The organism is Synechococcus sp. H60.2, assembly GCF_047462315.1.
Classification (GTDB): domain Bacteria; phylum Cyanobacteriota; class Cyanobacteriia; order Thermostichales; family Thermostichaceae; genus Thermostichus.
The window spans coordinates 1-15302 of record NZ_JANSIZ010000063.1; the positions used below are offsets into that span (position 1 = coordinate 1).

The 15302-nt window shown below is 57.4% G+C and carries 14 protein-coding genes; 10 read left to right on the plus strand and 4 right to left on the minus strand.

The annotated features are described in order from the left end of the window. Nucleotides 1–149 precede the first annotated feature (149 nt). The gene (locus NW845_RS10025; protein ID WP_414364059.1) at nt 150–824 is read left to right on the plus strand and encodes a Fe2+-dependent dioxygenase; all 675 of its coding nucleotides are present in this window, start codon (nt 150–152) and stop codon (nt 822–824) included. On the opposite strand, the gene NW845_RS10030 is transcribed toward NW845_RS10025, so the two are convergent. Both NW845_RS10030 and NW845_RS10035 read right to left on the minus strand, forming a co-directional pair. Then, nucleotides 821–2194: a di-heme oxidoredictase family protein gene (locus NW845_RS10030; RefSeq protein WP_414378382.1), complete on the minus strand. Its 1374-nt coding sequence runs from the start codon at nt 2192–2194 to the stop codon at nt 821–823. The genes NW845_RS10025 and NW845_RS10030 overlap by 4 nt on opposite strands. 42 nt (nt 2195–2236) lie before the next feature. Then, nucleotides 2237–3457 carry an imelysin family protein gene (locus NW845_RS10035; RefSeq protein ID WP_414378383.1) on the minus strand — a complete coding sequence of 407 codons (1221 nt, stop codon included), beginning with the start codon at nt 3455–3457 and terminating at the stop codon, nt 2237–2239. A 386-nt stretch (nt 3458–3843) separates the two neighbouring features. On the opposite strand from NW845_RS10035, the gene NW845_RS10040 reads away from it, so the two are divergent. The 9 genes from NW845_RS10040 (at nt 3844) to pxcA (ending at nt 12501) form a co-directional block, all read left to right on the plus strand. After that, nucleotides 3844–4878: a chlorophyll a/b binding light-harvesting protein gene (locus NW845_RS10040; RefSeq protein WP_414371937.1), complete on the plus strand. Its 1035-nt coding sequence runs from the start codon at nt 3844–3846 to the stop codon at nt 4876–4878. A 56-nt stretch (nt 4879–4934) separates the two neighbouring features. Beyond that, nucleotides 4935–5444 (plus strand): flavodoxin FldA, encoded by a 510-nt coding sequence (gene fldA / locus NW845_RS10045; protein WP_414378384.1) that lies wholly within the window; start codon nt 4935–4937, stop codon nt 5442–5444. 48 nt (nt 5445–5492) lie between these two features. Next, complete coding sequence (locus NW845_RS10050) at nt 5493–7073, plus strand: chlorophyll a/b binding light-harvesting protein (RefSeq protein ID WP_414349129.1); 1581 nt, start codon at nt 5493–5495, stop codon at nt 7071–7073. Nucleotides 7074–7285: 212 nt separating this feature from the next. Continuing rightward, a complete protein-coding gene (locus NW845_RS10055) occupies nt 7286–7984 on the plus strand; it encodes an alpha/beta fold hydrolase (protein WP_414333699.1) in 699 nt (232 codons plus the stop codon). A gap of 203 nt (nt 7985–8187) precedes the next feature. Beyond that, on the plus strand, nt 8188–8592 hold the full coding sequence (locus NW845_RS10060) for a universal stress protein (protein ID WP_414333698.1): 405 nt from the start codon (nt 8188–8190) through the stop codon (nt 8590–8592). A gap of 305 nt (nt 8593–8897) precedes the next feature. Further along, nucleotides 8898–9251 (plus strand): ferredoxin-thioredoxin reductase catalytic domain-containing protein, encoded by a 354-nt coding sequence (locus NW845_RS10065; RefSeq protein ID WP_414366174.1) that lies wholly within the window; start codon nt 8898–8900, stop codon nt 9249–9251. Nucleotides 9252–9361: 110 nt separating this feature from the next. After that, nucleotides 9362–9478: a photosystem II reaction center X protein gene (locus tag NW845_RS10070; protein WP_011431389.1), complete on the plus strand. Its 117-nt coding sequence runs from the start codon at nt 9362–9364 to the stop codon at nt 9476–9478. A gap of 82 nt (nt 9479–9560) precedes the next feature. Continuing rightward, a complete protein-coding gene (locus NW845_RS10075) occupies nt 9561–10964 on the plus strand; it encodes a glycosyltransferase (RefSeq protein ID WP_414378386.1) in 1404 nt (467 codons plus the stop codon). A 160-nt stretch (nt 10965–11124) separates the two neighbouring features. Further along, a complete protein-coding gene (gene pxcA, locus NW845_RS10080; protein WP_414378387.1) occupies nt 11125–12501 on the plus strand; it encodes a proton extrusion protein PcxA in 1377 nt (458 codons plus the stop codon). Between the two features lie 176 nt (nt 12502–12677). Here pxcA and NW845_RS10085 read toward each other — a convergent pair whose 3' ends face one another. Together NW845_RS10085 and NW845_RS10090 are read right to left on the minus strand one after the other, a co-directional pair. Then, the gene (locus tag NW845_RS10085; RefSeq protein ID WP_414378389.1) at nt 12678–13199 is read right to left on the minus strand and encodes a DciA family protein; all 522 of its coding nucleotides are present in this window, start codon (nt 13197–13199) and stop codon (nt 12678–12680) included. An 87-nt stretch (nt 13200–13286) separates the two neighbouring features. Next, nucleotides 13287–15143 carry a mechanosensitive ion channel family protein gene (locus NW845_RS10090; protein WP_414378391.1) on the minus strand — a complete coding sequence of 619 codons (1857 nt, stop codon included), beginning with the start codon at nt 15141–15143 and terminating at the stop codon, nt 13287–13289. Nucleotides 15144–15302: the final 159 nt, after the last annotated feature.

Consider the following 15302-nt stretch of genomic DNA (forward strand, 5'->3'; position numbering starts at 1 on the left):
GCCAGATAAGCTGCCACGACCCTTTGCCGTAGATCCAAAGAATGGGTTGGCATTCCCTTCTCTCCTTCCTCTTAAAAACTGTACCCTATTTTAAATTAACAGGCTGTAGTATAGAAGGTGTTGCATGTTTTGATCTTTAGAGGTTGACAATGATCTTGTGTATTAGCGATGTTCTCAGTTTAGCAGAATTGCAACAAACCTTGGCCATTATATCCGATGCTGAATTTGTAGATGGCGCCCTGACGGCTGGCTGGAATGCCAGGCTTGTCAAAAATAATAGGCAGATTCCTAAGGGATCCCTCCAGCACCAGAAGATTCAGGAGATTGTCTTTGCAGCTCTAGAGCGCAATTTGCTGTTTCAGATGGCTGCTCGGCCCAAGCTCATTCATTCTATTTTGATTAGCCGCTACGAAGCGGGCATGTCTTACGGCACTCATACCGACGATGCGCTTATGGTTGATCAGCGTCAGCTTATGCGTACAGATATTTCCTTTACCCTATTTCTGAGTGCCCCCGAAGACTATGACGGTGGTGCGCTAAAAATTGAGAGTAGCGAAGGAGAACGAGCCTACAAGCTGCCGGCGGGCGCCTTGATTCTCTATCCTGCTTCGACCTTGCACCAAGTTGAGCCTGTAACCCGCGGGATCCGCTATGCTGCCGTCAGTTGGGTTCAAAGCCTAATTAGGGATCCGCAAGAACGCGAGATCCTCTTTGATTTAGAGACTGTGCGGCTGCAGATGTTTCAGGAATCGGGCAAGACACGCCACTTTGATTTGGTCTCCAAAGTTTACGCGAACCTGCTGCGGAAATGGGCGGAGCTCTAGAGGGATCGAAGAAAATAGAGCAGGGCTTCTCTGTCTTCAGCAGCCATATTTTTAAAGATCTCGCGGGAGCGTTCAGCTTCTCCCCCATGCCAGAGAATGGCCTCCTCGAGGCTGAGAGCGCGGCCATCGTGCAAATAGCCGGAGTAGGGCAGAACTGTCTGCGACAAGCCGATGCCCCACAAAGGGGGGGTGCGCCATTCTCGGCCCGTAGCCTCAAAGTCAGGGCGGCCATCTGCCAGTCCTTCGCCCATGTCATGCAACAGCAAATCGGTGTAGGGGTGGATGACTTGGTTGGCCAGGGCAGCGATCTCATGAATGCCGGTGTGCAGCTCTGGTCGGTGACACTTGGCGCATTGGGCTTGGACGAAGAGCTTTTCACCTTGCTGAACTTGGGGATCCTGCCAAAGGACGCGGCCAGGCACAGCCAGGGTTTGCACGTAAACGGTTGTCGCTTGGAGAGTGTCCTCGTCGATATCTTGGCTGCCATCGGCGGCCGGAAAAAGAGGATTCGTGACACCCATGTCGTTGGCGTAGGCGGCCGCAGTTTGTTGCCTGAGGTTGGGGGTATTGGCTTTCCAACCAAACCGTCCCAGCACCAGACGCTGCTGCTCTTGATCCCAAACAGAGTTGGGGCGGCCAGAGATGCCATCCCCATCAGTGTCGTCGGGATCGGCTGCTTCTAGGATTGCAGACTCGGGAACTGCTTCCAGTAGGCCCGCTCCAAACACCGGCTGGGGGATCCGCAGGGAGATGAGGACAGGCTCAATCGGCGATCCCTCCAGAGTCAACAGCTTCACAACAGGAGAACGAAGCCTGTAGGTGGTTCCGTCGGCGTACTGTCCGGTCTGCTCTACCCAGTGCAACTCCACCTTGGCCTCTGGCCGATAGCCTCGAACGGCCTTTTCTTGAATCTGCGTGCCGATGCCAGGCACAGGGGGAGTGTTGCCATAAGGAGCCATGGCCTCCCATCCAAAAGGCGGGGGATCCCCACTTCTATCCAGGGATCCGACCTGGCTCACCCTAACCACCCGCTGTCCTTTCTCGGGTAGACCGCGGCCGTTTTTGACATGACAACCGGCGCAGGAGTTGTTGTTGAACAGAGGTCCAAGGCCGGGGTTAACAGGCGCTGGAGCCGCTACAAAGTTGGCCTCAAAGGCAATGTCCCCCAGGGCATGCAGCCTGGCCCAGCGGGGATCCAAATTGGGGGCCGGCTGCTCGTAGGCTGTTGAGGTGCGGTTCCAAAGGGTTGTTTCGCCACCCGCTCGCGGGGGCAATGGCTGGGATCCATCTAGGCCGGCGGAAAAAGCCAGAAAGCTCGCTGCCCAAAGAGAGGCCAATCCCAGCATGAACATCTGGAGAAGACGACGCATAGGCTATCAAAATAGCGGCAACTCAACTCTTTTCGGACTTTCTTACTGCTGCAGAAGCGGCACAACTTCCTGAGCAAAGTTATCGAAAGCATCTTCAATTTTTTCCATAGCGGCGGTAATAGATCCACGGGCATTGGCATCGCAAAGGCTTTTTTCGATAGGGTCAGGGATCCCCTGGAGAGCCGCCGCTGCTGCTTGTAACTCCGACTGAATTTGACTATCCAAATTGGGGTTGATGTCCCAGACAAATTGGCTGAGGCCGCGACCTTTTCTATCCCTAAATCCACCCAAGTAAGCATATTGGACGCTGCGCAGGTTGGCCTGAAACTCCGGCAGCGAATGGTGGGCAAAGCGGCTTTCCAAGAGAAAGGGATTTTGCCGGGCGAAGGCTTCGCCAATTTTGACCTTGCCCAGCTCGTCCAACATGCTGAGAATACCTTGGGCTATTTCTTCAGCAGCAGCTTGCAGCGTCAGGTAGCTCTTGCTGCCCTCCCCGGCTTTCACCCATTCTTCGCGAAAAGCAGGCAGCCCTTGCACGCCCTCTGTCCAGCTCTTGAGTAGCTTTTCCGCCGTATCCGCCAAAACCGGGCCAAGGGCAGCCAAGTACTCCCGATCCCGCTCGGTAAAGTCTTGCAAGGACTTGTTGTTATCCACGCCAAAGAGCAGGAAGGCCACGGCATGAAATCCCTTTTGCCCGCTTTCCAACTCGGCCACGGTCTCTGGAGTGAGGGGATCGCCGCTGTTGAGAACTTCCAGCACCTCCACCTCGTTCAGGGGCCATTCGTCCAAATCCGCATCTAGCCACAAGGAAGCCGCCGGCCCGAAGGCAAAAGCCTCGCTCTCCTCCCACGTTAGACGGGCAACAGACCAAGCCTGGCGAGCCGCTTGCAAAGTCTGGGAATTGGGATCTTGCACGAAGGCCTGGATGGCTTGAGACAGGGCCTGGGTATCGGCGGCCAACTGCTCATAGGCAGGGATCACCACCTGATCGGCAAAGTCGATCAAAATCTGCCGATCCTGAAACCGCTGCTCAGGAGAGAGCACAACGGCTGGCCGGCCAAAGCCCGCTCCTTCTTCTCCCCCTTCCCCACCCTCGCCGCCGCCATCCACCGGGATGGGCCGACACTCTGGGTTCATTTGAGCCGCCTGCTGGGGCGAGGCCTGGCTCAGGGCCGGTGGATCCTTTTGGCTTTCCCCGCAAGCAGCCCCGCTAACCAGAACATAAAGCCCTATCCCCGTCCACAGCTTCAGATATCTCGACATCTCCTCTGGGCTCCTTACCCCTCGGCTTGGCCAACTTTGGCTTGATTGTAACCTAGCTATTGAGACTCAATCTTAAGAAAAGAGAGATTTTTTACCACCGGTTGCCACGGGATCCCTCGCTTAGGCCCAACCCTTCAGTGACAACTGCCGCGCACAAAAGCTGTGGAAGGCGAAGTTAACCTGGATTTTAACAAAATTTAACCCCAGGTATATTGATATCTTCTCTCAAGAAGCCTAGAGTGAGTCACAGCTTGCTATTGAGACTCAATCTCAATAGTTGGTTGCGTGTCTCGAAAGGATGTGTCCGTGCGGCCAGAGGCGGGCCTGGGGCAAAGTCTCTGGCCTTTTCCCAAGCAAGCTTGTTTAGAAACGCAAGAGGAGCGAAGATGACAGCGACGATACCGAAGCAAGAAGGGGGATCTAGCTCGCAACACCAGATCCCCTGGTGGGCGGGCAACGCCCGTTTGACCGTTCTTTCTGGCCGGCTGCTGGGGGCGCATGTGGCCCATGCCGGGCTGATCGTTCTCTGGGCAGGGGCGATGACCCTGATCGAGTTGGCCAAGTTTGACCCCAGCCGACCGATGTATGAGCAGGGGCTCATTCTCTTGCCCCACCTGGCCAGCTTGGGGCTGGGGGTGGGATCCGGCGGGGAAGTTTTGGATACGGATATCTACTTTGCGGTGGGAGCGATCCACCTCATCAGCTCTGCCTTTTTGGGGTTTGGGGGCATTTTTCATGCCCTGCGCGGGCCGGCGGTGCTGGATCCCAAAGCTTTTCCCCTGTTTAGCTACGACTGGCAAGACAAAGACAAAATGACCACCATCCTAGGGATCCACCTAGTGCTGCTGGGCCTGGGAGCCTGGCTTTTGGTGCTCAAGGCAATGGTGTTTGGCGGGTTGTTCGACCCGGTGGCGGGAGAAGTGCGCCTAGTGGCTCCCAACTGGAACCCCTTTGGCCACCTGCTGGGCACGGAAGGTCGCCATTGGATAGCCGGGGTGGACACTTTGGAAGACGTGGTGGGCGGCCACCTCTGGCTGGGCCTGCTCCTGGTGGCAGGTGGGATTTGGCATATCGTGACCAAGCCTTTTGCCTGGGCAGAACGGATTTTTGTCTGGTCTGGGGAAGCTTATCTTTCCTACAGCTTGGGAGCTTTGGCCTTGATGGGGTTTATTGCCGCCTATTGGGTTGCCGTCAATCCCGTCGTCTATCCCGAAGTTTTCTATGGGCCGCTGCTGCGGGTGGGCTTGGATCGCTATCCCTTTTTTGAGCAAGGGGGGGCTCTCACATCTAGGGTTTGGCTGGCCAATGCCCACTTTTGGCTGGCCTTTTTCTTCCTTCAGGGTCACCTTTTCCATGCCCTAAAAGCACGAGGATTCAATTTCCGTACTGGCAGAGTAGAGCTTGCTGCGCAGCAGGTCTAACGACAATCTGGCCATCTAATTTTGGGCTTTGCACTTGCAGTTTCGAGGTAGGAGCAATGGCAAAAATAGGTCTATTTTTCGGCACTCAAACCGGAAATACCGAAAGAGCTGCTGAGATGATTCAAAAAGAGCTGGGCGAAGACAATGTGGATTTGATCAACATTGCCGAGGCCAGTATTGAGGACTTTGAGAAGTACGACTACTTAATTATCGGCTGTCCAACCTGGAACATTGGGGAGCTGCAGGCCGATTGGGATGGGTTTTTTCCCAATTTGGATGAAATCGATTTTTCCGGTAAGACGGTGGCCTACTTTGGAGTTGGGGATCAGTTAGGCTATCCCGACAACTTTCAAGATGCCATGGGGATCCTAGCCCAAAAAATCGCCGAGCGTGGCGGCAAAAATGTCGGCTCCTGGCCCACAGAGGGCTACGAGTTCAATGAGTCCAAGGGAGTGGTTAACGGCGAATTTGTCGGCCTTGCCCTGGATGAAGACAATCAGCCGGAGCTGACGGAAAAACGAATTAAAGAGTGGACGGCCAAACTCAAAACACTCTTCAATCTGTAATCTCAAACCCGGCTTCTTAACTTGTTGTGGATACTGTGGGAGTTTGTCATGACTGGCGCAGTTCTATCTTCATCACCTACCTCTGCCGAGGGATCCCCTCAGGTCAGTTGGTTGGCGGGCAATGCTCGCTTGGTAAATCTGTCCGGAAAGCTGCTGGGGGCCCACGTGGCCCATGCGGGGTTGATCATGCTGTGGGCCGGCGGCATGACCCTGTTTGAAGTGGCCCACTGGGATCCGGCTCAGCCCATGGGCAGCCAAGGGCTGATCTTGCTGCCCCATTTGGCCACGTTGGGTATCGGCGTCAACGCAGAGGGGGTGGCCACGGATCCCTATCCCTTTTTTGTGGTGGGCGTTCTGCACCTGATTGCCTCGGCGGTGCTGGGGGCAGGAGGGATCTTCCATGCCCTTTTGGGGCCGGAGGTGCTGCCCAAAGGAGAAACCTTGGCCCAGTTTTTCGGCTACGACTGGGAAGACGACGACAAGATGACCACCATCCTGGGGATCCACCTGCTGCTGTTGGGGCTGGGGGCTTGGTTGCTGGTGGCCAAAGCGCTCTTCTGGGGAGGGCTGTACGATGCTCACCTGGGCCGCGTACGGGTGGTAACGGATCCCACCCTCAATCCGCTGCGGATCTTCGCCTACCTGACGCCGCTGGTGGGCCAGCAGGGCATGGCTGCTGTGGATAACCTAGAAGATCTGGTGGGAGGGCACATCTACGTTGGCCTGCTTTGCGTCTTGGGGGGATGGTGGCACATAGCCACACGGCCCTTTGCCTGGGCCAAGCAGATCCTGATCTACTCGGGCGAAGCCTACCTCTCCTACAGCCTGGGGGCCCTGGCCTACATGGGCATCTTGGCGGCCTATTTTGTCAGCGTCAACGAGATTGCCTATCCGGTGGCTTTCTACGGGCCGCTGGGGCTGGCTGCCGACGAGATGGGTGTGGTGAGCAGCCGCACCTGGTTGGCCACAGCCCACTTTGTCTTGGGGATCCTGTTTTTGGCAGGGCACATCTGGCATGCCATCCGGGCGCGGGCGGCAGCCAACGGCTTTGACTTCCAGCGCGGGGGCTGGGTGCGAGCCACAGATCCGCAGGTGGGCAACTTGGAGACGCCGGTAAACCAGGGGGATCTCACCCTGCTGCTGCTGCAAAACCTGCCCATCTACCGGGAGGGCTTGTCGCCCTTTCTGCGTGGCTTGGAGATTGGCATGGCCCATGGGTACTTTCTGGTGGGGCCGTTTTACAAGCTAAGTCCGCTGCGGGATTCGGAGCAGGCCCTGACAGCAGGGACGCTGGCGACCATCGGCCTGGTGCTGATCCTGACGGTTTGTCTCTCCGTTTACGGACGGGTGTCCTTTCCGCGCTCGCGGCTGGTGGCGGTGGTCAATACCCCCTACGGCGAGGTGGCCTATCCGACGCCAGGGGTGCAACTGATGGCGGAATCGCAGGGATCCCCTCAGCCGGTGCGCCTGCCGGCAAGCTCGGAGGACTTGCCCGAAAACTTGCGCACCCGCGCCGGTTGGAGCCAGTTGGCCGGAGGGTTTCTGGTGGGCGGTGTTGGCGGTGCCCTGTTTGCCTACATGCTCTTGAGCAGCGGCGATGTGGTAGCCCAGATTTTGCCGGGGCTGTAAAGCAGGGTTGAGGCTTCTCAAAGCAGGGGAGGGGAGATCCTCATCCCCTCCTCTCTGTCCCGATCTGCCCGGTTTGGATAGTTCTGCCGATTTCTAGAACTCTTGTTTGTGAAGCTTTTGTCAGCCACCGGCTTCAATCTTTCGACAGTCGAAATGGGACGGCCAAAATGAGTTTAGGTTCCGCTTCCGCGCTCTCTTTTGAGGCACTTTATTTGGGTGTTTCTCCCAGTCTCAAGCTTTTCGACCGGCCTTTGCTGGGATCCCTGGGAAAATGTTTCCGTGTGGCCTACTGGGAGTATCACCAAACCCAGGATGAGCCCTGTAGTTTAGAGACAGTCGTGACGCTACTATACGAATACCTGAAGGCTTGGGATCGACCGGTGCACCTCATCGGCCATGGCTTGAGCGGGGTGGTCGCCTATCTTTTCGCGTGCCACTATCCCCAACGGGTACGGTCTCTGACCCTGCTGGCAGTGTCCGATCAGCCTGCCGCTACCTGGCACGCCCATTTCTACCTGCAACGAAAAATGTTTTTCTGTAGCCGAGAACAGCTCCTGGTGCGTATAGCCCAGAGCCTTCTGCCCACTTCAGAACAGTGGCGAGCGCGCTCACTCTCCTATGCTCTGGCTAAAGACTTAGATACTTCCCCCATACCTCACTCCCTATTTCAGGTGATAGCGATTCCAGCTCGGAAAGTTTCGGTGCCGATGTTGGTTTGCGCCAGCAAGGATGACCCCATTGTGGATCCTGCTGCGCTCGAGAAGTGGAAAAACCACTTAAAGCCGGGGGATCAAATGTGGCTTTGCCCTGGAGGGCGACACTTTTTTCACTATTCTTTTCCAAGTTTGGTCAATCTGAAAATCATGGATTTTTGGCAGGAACTGCGCAAACTTCAGCCCAGCATGGCCTAAGGCGGCTGGATCTTCGCGGGATGATGGACACGGCCGCTCATTCAAACACTGGAGGAGCCCCGTTTGCCGCCCAGGTCGAGCCCCTCACAACAGAAAAACGGGCAGGGGTGGAAGGAGGCCATTGAGCTGCCGGTAGAATTGATAGAATGAGGCCGGCCCCCCGACTTGGATAGGGAATGGGCTTGACTGTGGGATCCGCGACTATGTTCGACAAACTGCTCTTTCCCATCGACAACTCGCGTGAGACCAGCCACGCCTTGCCCTTAGTGGCAGACATAGCGCAGCGCTACAAAAGTCAGGTGTACCTGCTCTCGGTTCTGGATGCTGCGGAGCTGGACGCGGAGCGGGCAGAACAAGCCCGGCAGAACATCCAGAACCTGCTCAAACAGACCGAGCTGGGCCTCCAGCAAATTGGCATCAGCAGCGTCAAGAGCGAGTATCGCGAGGGAAAAGTGCCCTTTGTGATCTGCGATGTGGCAGACGAGCTGGAGATCAGCCTGATCGTGATGGGATCCCGCGGCCTCAGCTTGTCTGCGGAGGGGCGGAACAACTCCGTCAGCCACCGGGTGATCGACCTCGCCCCTTGCCCGGTGCTGGTGGTGCCTTGAGGGGCAAGGATCCCGGCAAGCATTCTCTGGTAGAGTACACTGAGGCTGGCTCTTGCTCAATCGAACTTGCCGAATCTAATGTTGCCTTGTGTAACAGCAAGGCAGCTACGATTTGTCTTGTCTAAAAGTCTGCAGTACAACGAAGAGCGAGATACAGCTTTCTCCGCCTCTGTGAGAATCCCGTGGAGGGGTGGGATCCCTGTCATGCAAAAGAAGCATCTGATTGGTATGAGCGTCACTCAGTGTTGCTGGGAAAAGCTGTAAGCTCCATTGCTATTCGTTAGTTCCACCCTTTAGGAAGCGTCATGGAAAGTCGTGGTTACAACAAGGCCTCCCAGAAGACCTTCGAGGTGATGCGGCATTTCGCAGAAACCTACGCCAAACGTACCGACACTTTTTTCTGCTCCGATCCTACGATTACGACAGCAGTGATCGAAGGCTTGGCTCTGCACAAAGAGCAATTGGGCGCTCCGCTCTGTCCCTGCCGCTTTTACGAAGACAAAGAGGCGGAAGTGAAAGCCGGCTATTGGAACTGCCCCTGCGTGCCAATGCGCGAGCGAAAAGAATGTCACTGTATGCTCTTCTTAACCCCAGACAACCCCTTTGCCGGCACCAGCCAAACCCTAGTGGAGGTGCCCCTAGAATACCAAACAAAATAACCGGCAAGGTACCTGTCCTTGGAGGAAACGATCGGGCCGGGGAAGGGCGACAAAGATCGGTATAATCAGGGAATAGTTGGGTAGTTGCTATTCGCAGGAGGAGGAAACTTATGACTCCCTCACTTGCTAACTTTCTCTGGAGCTTGGTGTACGGCGCAGTGGTGCTAGGGCTTCTCTTCGGCGCCATTGTCTTCGTCAGCCAAAGAGATAGGGTGCGTCGTCGCTGAGTCTCCCGCTCGCCAGGGCTTGTCTGCGGATCGCCCATCGCCCCTTATGATCAAAAGCTGATCTGGCGACATCCTGGGAGCGTTGACCCACCCCCTGCATTACTGGCGGCAAAAAAACCGCTACTACCACGAGGATCTGGAGCGGCTACACCGCTTCTTCGTTCCTCCAGGCCTGCGCATTCTGGAAATCGGCTCCGGCACCGGATCCCTGCTCAATGCTTTGCAGCCCAGTTTTGGGGTGGGGATTGACTGGGACGCGGAGATTGTTGCCCAGGCGCAGAGGCAGTTTCCCCACCTTCACTTTCGGGTTCGGGATGCCCACACGCTGGACAAGCAGGATCCCGTCTTAGCGGAGCCCTTTGACGTTATTTTGCTCGTCAATACCCTGGGCTACCTGACGGATATTCAGCAGGTTCTTGAGCAGTTGCGCCGTTTTTGTACCCCGCGCACTCGCCTGATCCTCTCCTACCACAACCCCCTCTGGGAGCCGCTGCTGGGCCTGGCGACTGTCCTCAAGCAGCGCATGCCCTTGCCGGCAGCCAACTGGCTCTCGGCAGGTGACGTGGCCAATTTGCTGCACCTGGCAGGGTACGAGGTCATTCAGCAGGGCAAGCGGCTGTTGCTGCCGCGGCGGATCCCATTGCTTTCGACGCTGATCAACCGCTTCATTGCCCCCTTGCCCGGGATCAACGCCCTCTGCCTGACTGAATACACGATCGCCCGCCTCCAGCCCGATCCCGCCTGGGATCCCCCCCCTGAGGAGCAACCTTCTTGCACGGTGGTGATCCCGGCCCGCAACGAGGCAGGCAACATCCGCCGCTGTGTGGAGCAGTTGCCCGAAATGGGATCCCGAACTGAGATCATCTTTGTGGAGGGGCATTCCAGCGACGACACTTGGGCTGAGATCCAGCGGGTTCAGGCCGAATACCAAGGGATCCGCACCATCCGGGCCCTCCGGCAAGAGGGCAAGGGCAAGGGAGATGCGGTGCGCAAGGGGTTTGCCGCGGCCAGTGGCGATGTGCTGATCATTCTCGACGCCGACTTGACCGTCCAGGCGGAAGACCTCCCCAAGTTTTTCCGGGCGGTGGCCTCCGGGCGGTGCGACTTTGCCAACGGCTGCCGCCTAATCTATCCCCTGAAACCAGAAGCGATGCCGCACCTTAACCAGTGGGCCAATCGTTTTTTTGCCGCTCTCCTCTCCCACATTCTCGGCATCCGCATCAAAGACTCCCTCTGCGGCACCAAGGCCCTGTGGCGGGAGGACTATTGGCAGATTGTCAAGCTGCGGCAAGAGTGGGGAGATTTTGACCCGTTTGGGGATTTTGACCTGTTGCTAGGGGCGGCCAAGCGCACCCTCAAGATCCTGGACATCCCCGTGCGCTACTTCCCCAGAACCTATGGCCGCTCCAACATTCAACATGTGCGGGACGGGCTGCGGCTGCTGCAAATCTGCGCTTTTGCCCTCAGCCGCTTCAAGGGATCCTGAGCCCTAACCCCTTCAGCACGGTTTTGATCCAGACAGGCCGCTTCCCCATCCGGATCCCTGCCCAGCCTCCCAGAAGTTGTTACAATAGTTAGCCATTGAAAAGTGTATGGATCAGCCCTGAGAAAAACCGCCACAGGAAAAAACAATGGGGGAATCCGTATTGAGCAGGCTCGGCCAGTGGATCTCAAGTACTCCCCTACGCTCCCTCAATCGAGCCTATGAAGCTGCCCTGCGCATCAAAGCCATCGAAGACCGCTACTTTCAGGGGGAATCCATCGGCAGCAACGGAACCCACGGCCAAAACACCAGCCGCTACTTTCAGATCCAATTGCGCCAGGAATTGCGCCAAATCGATCTTAGTTTAGCCGAGTTCAGGGCCAGTAGCGTTTTTTCTCGCCTGCCGGATCCCGCGCAAAATGGCAGCGGCCCTCCCTTCTCTTCCGACAAAGATCAGGCCAAAGAGGCCCCCGTCGGCCCTTCCGAAAACGACGGCAAAGACGCTGCAAATGGCCGACAAAGTCGGGATCCCTCTATCTTGGAAAAGCTAGAGTTTATCGATCAGGTGACCTCGCGATACAAGCGCCCCGCTGCACCACCCAAGTTCACCTCCCCTCCGCCCAAGTCTCAAGAGCAACAAGAGCAACCAGAGCCCCTGACCTCAAGCCAGCCGGAGCCCTCCGACCCCTCCATCAAAACTAATCTTGCTAAGACAAACCCCGACAACAGCAATGCCCCGGTTGCCTCTAGAACGGCCCTCTTGCCCCGCTCCATCCTGCGTACGGCCAACCAGATCCGCCGTGAGCTGGGTTCGCAAGCGGAAGAAGAGCTACTGCAGGAGTATCGCAGCCAACGCACACGTACACTGGTGGCAGTTCGGTTTTTGCTGCTGTTGGCCATTTTGCCGCTGCTGGCCCAGATCTTCTCAAAACAGTTCCTGTTCGGGCCGTTGTTGGATCGCTTTCAGTCGCGGCAGCCCACCATCTTGGCTCTGAGCTACGAATTTCAAGAAAAGGCCCTCTCCGAGTTTGAGTTTTTCAAGGAAAAAATAGAGTTTGAGCGGGCCTTACACCACCAATCTCCAGAGCTCGACCTGGAATCCGAAGACCAACTGTCCAGGAAGGCAGAGGAGTTGCTGCAAAAATACAGCCGTAAGAATTTAGAAGGCCTCAAGAACGTCCTCGCTGACGTGCTATCGCTGCTGGTGTTTGGCTGGCTGATCTTTATCGGACGCGAGGAAATTGAAGTTCTCAAGTCTTTTTTGGATCGCCTGATCTATGGCCTTAGCGACAGTGCTAAGGCTTTTATCATTATCCTCTTCACCGACGTGTTCGTCGGCTACCACTCTCCCCACGGCTGGGAGGTGCTGCTGAGCAGCTTAGCTGACCACCTAGGTTTGCCAGAAAACCGCAATTTTATCTACGGCTTTATTGCCACTTTTCCCGTTTTTCTCGACACACTCTTTAAGTACTGGATCTTCCGTTACTTGAACCGTGTATCGCCGTCGGCAGTGGCCACCTACCACGCCATGAACGATTGAGGGTTCGCAGTTGCCTTCATTGGAGAATCCAGGCCGCAGCCCTCACCCCCAGCCCCTCTCCCAGAGGGAGCTGCCCTCACCCCCGGCCCCTCTCCCAGAGGGAGAGGGGAGCTGGGGAGCGGCCTAACGAGTCGTTTCGTTGCCGTTGGAAACAGCCCTAATTTGAGTTCCCTGAGTTAGCTGCGCAGGCGCAAGGACTGGCGATGGCAAAACCCGCAGACAAACCAACGCTCCAGTTCGGCGGCAGGGGTAGGGCAGCCACAGGCGGGGCAAGGGAACAGATTTTGCTGAGTCTGCCGTTGTTTGACCACTCTCGCCCAGCGCTCGAAAGCCACTTTCGGATCCGAGATGGGCTGTTTGGGGGGAGCGTTGCGGCAAGATCCAGGGCGTTGTCCATCTTGGGCAGCGAGGCGGGGGGGGCCATAAAACTTGCTGGTCAACTCCGCATCAGGGTGGGGAGCGACCGGGTTGGATCCCTCGTGCCAAGCGCCGGGGCTAAAGCGAATGTCGCTGAGGGGGGGGTGCAGGCGGCTGTTGAGTTTTCTGAGAATGAGTTGGCGTTGTAAGGTTAAGTTTTGCGCCCAGGACGGGGTAGAGGTGGCTACCTGCAGCACCTGGCGGCGCACGTTGAGGGGATGGGTTTGCGCTGCTACCGCCTCTCCCACCACTTCCGGCCAAAGCTGCCTTAGGAGCTGCATTTGCTTCAGTTCAGCCCAACACGGATGGCTGCCAAAGCTACCCAGTGCCTCATCTAACCGTCGCAGCATGGTGTCGATAGGGATAGCTCAGGAAACGCCGTTTTGGTCTTCCAGCGATTTTGCCGCTTCGCTGAGGGCGGACTGGATGGAAGCGGCATCGGGCAGGGAACGGGAGCCGCCATTGAGGCTGACAAGTCCCTCCAGGCTGCGAATGTGAATATCCTGCTGCGGGAAAGGAATGCGGATCCCACGCCGCCGAAACTCGGCCTCGATGGCGAAGTTCAGCTCGCTGATCAAGACAAATTGATCCTGGGGACGGTTGATCCACACCAGCAGCTCAAAGTTGAGGGAAGAGGGGCCAAAAGACTTGAGCCAGACTTGGGGGGCGGGGCTGCTCAACACCCGAGCATTTTCTTTGGCAGCGCTGAGCAGAGCTTCGGTAACCAGGGCCGTATCGGAGCCATAGGCCACGCCGACGGGAATGTGAATGCGACAGCGGGGATCCCGGTAGCTCCAGTTCACCACCTTTGACTCGGTGAAGCGGGAGTTGGGCACAATCACAAAGATGCGATCCAAAGTGCGCAGGACGGTGGCCCGCGGGCCGATGCGCTCCACGGTGCCGAGCAGGTTGTCCACTTCCACCAGATCCCCGATTTGGATGGGGCGCTCCAGCAAAATAGCGATGTAGCTGATGTAGTTGTTGGAGAGGTTTTGCAGGCCAAAGCCGATCCCCAAACCCACCGCCCCGGCAATCACCGCCAGGGATCCCAGATTCAGGCCGCTGAAGGGCAAGACCAAGAGGATCCCGAACAGCGTGAGGATGTACTTGAAGATGGCCGTTGTAGACTCCTGGGTGCCCAGATCCAGTCCCAGCCGGCTCAGAAACCGCTGCTTAAAGCCAACGCTGACGTAGTGGGCAACGGTGAAGACCAAAACGGCCAGCCCAAAGAAGACCAGTAAGCTGGCAATGGAGACGCTGGAATTGGGCAGCGGTTGGGTGAGGACGCCCAGCGCCGTGGCCACCACCCGCCCCAAGCCCAGGTAAAAAGCGCGCTGAAACGGTCGCAGGGCGGGTATGAAGCTGATGCCGCGATCCAGCGAGATGCCGGCAATGAGAATTGCCCCCACGCCTCGCAGGAGCACTCCCCCAATGTCGATCCAGGTTCCCCAGGCCGGGCCGGCCTGGAGCTCCAGCCACCTCTGCAGGCGAACTAGGCTGCGGTCGAACAGCCGCCAGAGAAAGAACCCCAGCGCCAATGTGGCCAGACCGGCCAAGATGGTGAGAGCCAGCACGCGCGGATCCTGCGCCCGCTGCAGATCCAGCCGATCCTGCCGGTACTCGGCAATGGCTTGTTCCAGCCGTCGCGCCCAAGTGTTGGCCACCAGACGCACGTCGTTGAGGCCCACCTGGCCCAGCGGCACCCTGCGCTCGGCGGCGGCATCGGCATAGGTGACGGTAAACAGATACCGCTGGGTGGCCTCAAAGCGGCCCCTTTCTCCCAGGCGGAGGACGTACTGGCCATTGGCATCCTGGGCCACCCGCACCTCCGGCTCTGGCAACTGACCTTCTTCCAAGAAGCGCTCAATGATGGCCCGCACGTTATCGGCCCGCACATCGCTGGGGTACTCTGCCGTCTGCAGGCGAAACACCGGAATGTTCCCCACCAAGACTTCTGTGCCCTCTTGGCCGGTAAAGGAGATCCCCAGTGGGCTAGGGGTCGGGGAGGGGGATCCCTCAGGAGTTGGCACTTCGGCAGGGGTGGGGCCGGTTTGGAAAAAGCCGGGATCCCGAAATTCAAGGGCCTGAGCCACCGGGATCCCAGCAGCCTTGGAGACCGGAGCAGGCAGGAGCCAGAGGCCGATCCCGGCTATCAGCCCCACCGCCAAGGCCGCTCCCTTCAGCAGGACAGAGTCTCGAATGGCTCGTTGGACACGAACGTCCATTGTCTCGGGGATCCCTAGGATGCTGCTGTAAGCCTATGGTGGCACAAGCAAATCCCGATTTTGGCCGATCCAAGCGAGGACTTTAACGTAAGGTGCGGAATTCCCCACCGTCTATACGGTGGGGATGGATAGCACCCTCTGACTGATTCTGGATGTATT

Bases quoted from the DNA above. Each gene is read 5' to 3' on its own strand.
- NW845_RS10025 (WP_414364059.1), top strand. From the start codon at position 150: ATGATCTTGTGTATTAGCGATGTTCTCAGTTTAGCAGAATTGCAACAA.
- NW845_RS10030 (WP_414378382.1), bottom strand. From the start codon at position 2,194: ATGCGTCGTCTTCTCCAGATGTTCATGCTGGGATTGGCCTCTCTTTGG.
- NW845_RS10035 (WP_414378383.1), bottom strand. From the start codon at position 3,457: ATGTCGAGATATCTGAAGCTGTGGACGGGGATAGGGCTTTATGTTCTG.
- NW845_RS10040 (WP_414371937.1), top strand. From the start codon at position 3,844: ATGACAGCGACGATACCGAAGCAAGAAGGGGGATCTAGCTCGCAACAC.
- fldA (WP_414378384.1), top strand. From the start codon at position 4,935: ATGGCAAAAATAGGTCTATTTTTCGGCACTCAAACCGGAAATACCGAA.
- NW845_RS10050 (WP_414349129.1), top strand. From the start codon at position 5,493: ATGACTGGCGCAGTTCTATCTTCATCACCTACCTCTGCCGAGGGATCC.
- NW845_RS10060 (WP_414333698.1), top strand. From the start codon at position 8,188: ATGTTCGACAAACTGCTCTTTCCCATCGACAACTCGCGTGAGACCAGC.
- NW845_RS10065 (WP_414366174.1), top strand. From the start codon at position 8,898: ATGGAAAGTCGTGGTTACAACAAGGCCTCCCAGAAGACCTTCGAGGTG.
- NW845_RS10070 (WP_011431389.1), top strand. From the start codon at position 9,362: ATGACTCCCTCACTTGCTAACTTTCTCTGGAGCTTGGTGTACGGCGCA.
- NW845_RS10085 (WP_414378389.1), bottom strand. From the start codon at position 13,199: ATGCAGCTCCTAAGGCAGCTTTGGCCGGAAGTGGTGGGAGAGGCGGTA.
- NW845_RS10090 (WP_414378391.1), bottom strand. From the start codon at position 15,143: ATGGACGTTCGTGTCCAACGAGCCATTCGAGACTCTGTCCTGCTGAAG.